The sequence below is a fragment of the Micromonospora sp. KC207 genome (assembly GCF_004348615.1).
Classification (GTDB): domain Bacteria; phylum Actinomycetota; class Actinomycetes; order Mycobacteriales; family Micromonosporaceae; genus Micromonospora.
The window spans coordinates 1-2,809 of the sequence record NZ_SMKJ01000497.1 but is presented as its reverse complement, the minus strand read 5'-3'; the positions used below and the strand labels follow the sequence as shown (position 1 = coordinate 2,809).

2 protein-coding genes are annotated in these 2,809 nt (G+C 70.6%); both read left to right on the top strand.

The window, feature by feature from the left end; all coding sequences use genetic code 11:
* Positions 1-325 (top strand): cellulose binding domain-containing protein (locus E1258_RS31725; RefSeq protein ID WP_207919892.1); only part of this gene is annotated, 325 nt, incomplete at its 5' end.
* A gap of 21 nt (positions 326-346) precedes the next feature.
* On the top strand, positions 347-2,809 hold a 2,463-nt coding region (locus E1258_RS31720), incomplete at its 3' end, for a glycoside hydrolase N-terminal domain-containing protein (protein WP_132407556.1).

The following is a 2,809-nucleotide window of genomic DNA, read 5'->3' as shown; positions in this document are numbered from 1 at the left end:
GCCCACCACCCCGCCCACCAGCCCGGCACCGGGCGGCTGCGCCGCCACGTACCAGACCGTGGGTCAGTGGTCGGGCGGCTTCCAGGCCGAGGTCAAGGTGACCGCCGGCGCCTCCGCCATCAGCGGGTGGCGGGTGAGCTGGACGCTCGCCAACGGGCAGACCATCACCCAGATCTGGGGCGGTCGCAACGCCCCCGCCGGCAGCACCCAGAACGTCTCCAACGAGACCTGGAACGGCAACCTGCCCGCCGGCACGTCCACGACGTTCGGGTTCGTCGCCGGCGGCACGCCGACGACACCGTCGCTCAGCTGCGTCAGCCTCTGACCCGCGTGATTGGGAGAGATCATGTCTGAAGTGACACGAAGGAACGTGCTCAAGGCCGGGGCGGTGGGGGCCGGGGCCGCGCTGCTGCCGGCCGCGTGGACCGCCGCCGCCCGGGCCGGCTCGGTGGCGCCGCCGCAGGTGCTGGCCGCCGGCGACATGGCGCTGTGGTACGACGAGGGGGCGGGCACCGACTGGCTCCGCGCGTTGCCGATCGGCAACGGGCGTCTCGGTGCCATGGTGTTCGGCAACGTCGACACCGAACGGCTGCAACTCAACGAGGACACCGTCTGGGCCGGCGGCCCGTACGACTCCGCCAACACCCGTGGCGCGGCGAACCTGGCCGAGATCCGCCGGCGCGTCTTCGCCGACCAGTGGTCCTCGGCGCAGGACCTGATCAACCAGACGATGATGGGGACGCCGGGCGGTCAGCTCGCCTACCAGACCGTGGGCAACCTCCGGCTCGCCTTCGGCTCGGCCAGCGGGGCGTCACAGTACAACCGGACGCTCGACCTCACCACCGCCACCGTCACCACGACGTACGTGCTCAACGGCGTCCGGTACCAGCGCGAGGTGTTCGCCAGCGCGCCGGACCAGGTGATCGTGCTGCGGCTGACCGCCGACCGCGCCAGCTCGATCACGTTCAGCGCCACCTTCGACAGCCCGCAACGCACAACCATGTCGAGCCCGGACGCCAACACGATCGCCGCCGACGGCATCTCCGGCAGCATGGAGGGCATCAACGGTTCGGTGCGTTTCCTCGCCCTGGCCCACGCCGTCGCGACGGGCGGCACGGTCAGCAGCTCCGGCGGCACCCTGCGGGTATCCGGCGCCACGAGCGTGACCGTGCTGATCTCGATCGCGTCCAGCTACGTCAACTACCGCACCGTCAACGGCGACTACCAGGGCATTGCGCGTACCCGCCTGAACGCCGCCCGGACCGTGAGCATCGACCAGCTACGCAGCCGCCACATCGCCGACTACCAGGCGCTGTTCAACCGGGTGACCATCAACCTGGGACGCACGGCCGCAGCGGACCAGCCGACCGACGTGCGGATCGCGCAGCATGCGAGTTCCAACGATCCACAGTTCTCCGCGCTGCTGTTCCAGTTCGGGCGGTACCTGCTGATCTCCTCCTCGCGGCCGGGCACCCAGCCGGCGAACCTACAGGGCATCTGGAACGACTCCCTGGCACCGTCCTGGGACTCGAAGTACACCATCAACGCCAACCTGCCGATGAACTACTGGCCCGCCGACACGACGAACCTGTCCGAGTGCTTCCTGCCGGTCTTCGACATGATCAAGGACCTGACGGTGACCGGCGCGCGCGTCGCCCAGGCCCAGTACGGTGCCGGGGGCTGGGTCACCCACCACAACACGGACGCTTGGCGGGGCGCGTCGGTCGTCGACGGGGCGCTGTGGGGCATGTGGCAGACCGGCGGCGCCTGGCTGGCCACGCTCATCTGGGAGCACTACCTGTTCACCGGCGACGTCGGCTTCCTGCAGGCCAACTACCCGGCCCTGAAGGGCGCCGCCCAGTTCTTCCTCGACACCCTGGTCGTCCATCCGACGCTCAACTACCTGGTCACGAACCCGTCGAACTCGCCGGAACTTCCCCACCACTCGAACGTCAGCGTCTGCGCGGGTCCCACGATGGACAACCAGATCCTGCGCGACCTGTTCGACGCCGCGGCCCGAGCCAGCGAGACGCTCGGCGTGGACACCACCTTCCGGTCACAGGTGCGGACGGCCAAGGACCGGCTGCCGCCGAGCCGCGTCGGCTCACGCGGCAACATCCAGGAATGGCTTGCCGACTGGGTCGAGACCGAGCGGACCCACCGGCACGTCTCCCACCTGTACGGCCTGCACCCCAGCAACCAGATCACCAAGCGCGGCACCCCGCAGCTCTACGAGGCCGCGCGCCGGACGCTGGAACTGCGCGGCGACGACGGTACCGGCTGGTCCCTCGCCTGGAAGATCAACTTCTGGGCCCGCCTGGAGGACGCCGCCCGCGCCCACAAGCTCCTGAAGGACCTGGTGCGCACCGACCGGCTCGCGCCGAACATGTTCGACCTGCACCCGCCGTTCCAGATCGACGGGAACTTCGGCGCCACCTCCGGCATCGCCGAGATGCTGCTGCACAGCCACACCGGGGAGCTGCACGTGCTGCCCGCGTTGCCGACCGCGTGGCCCACCGGGCAGGTCGCGGGCCTGCGCGGTCGGGGCGGATACACCGTCGGCGTTGCCTGGACCAGCGGCCAGGCCGACGAGATCAGCGTCCGCGCCGACCGCGACGGCACGCTGAAGATGCGTGCCCGGCTCCTCACCGGCAGCTTCACCCTCGTCGACGTCACCGACGGCAGCACGCCGACCGTCACCCGGCCGGAGACGGACGTCGTCCAGTTCGCCGTCCGCGCCGGCCACACCTACCGCGCGGCGCGACCCGGGGTGACGCCGTCACCGACCCTGACCCCCACCCCCACCCCC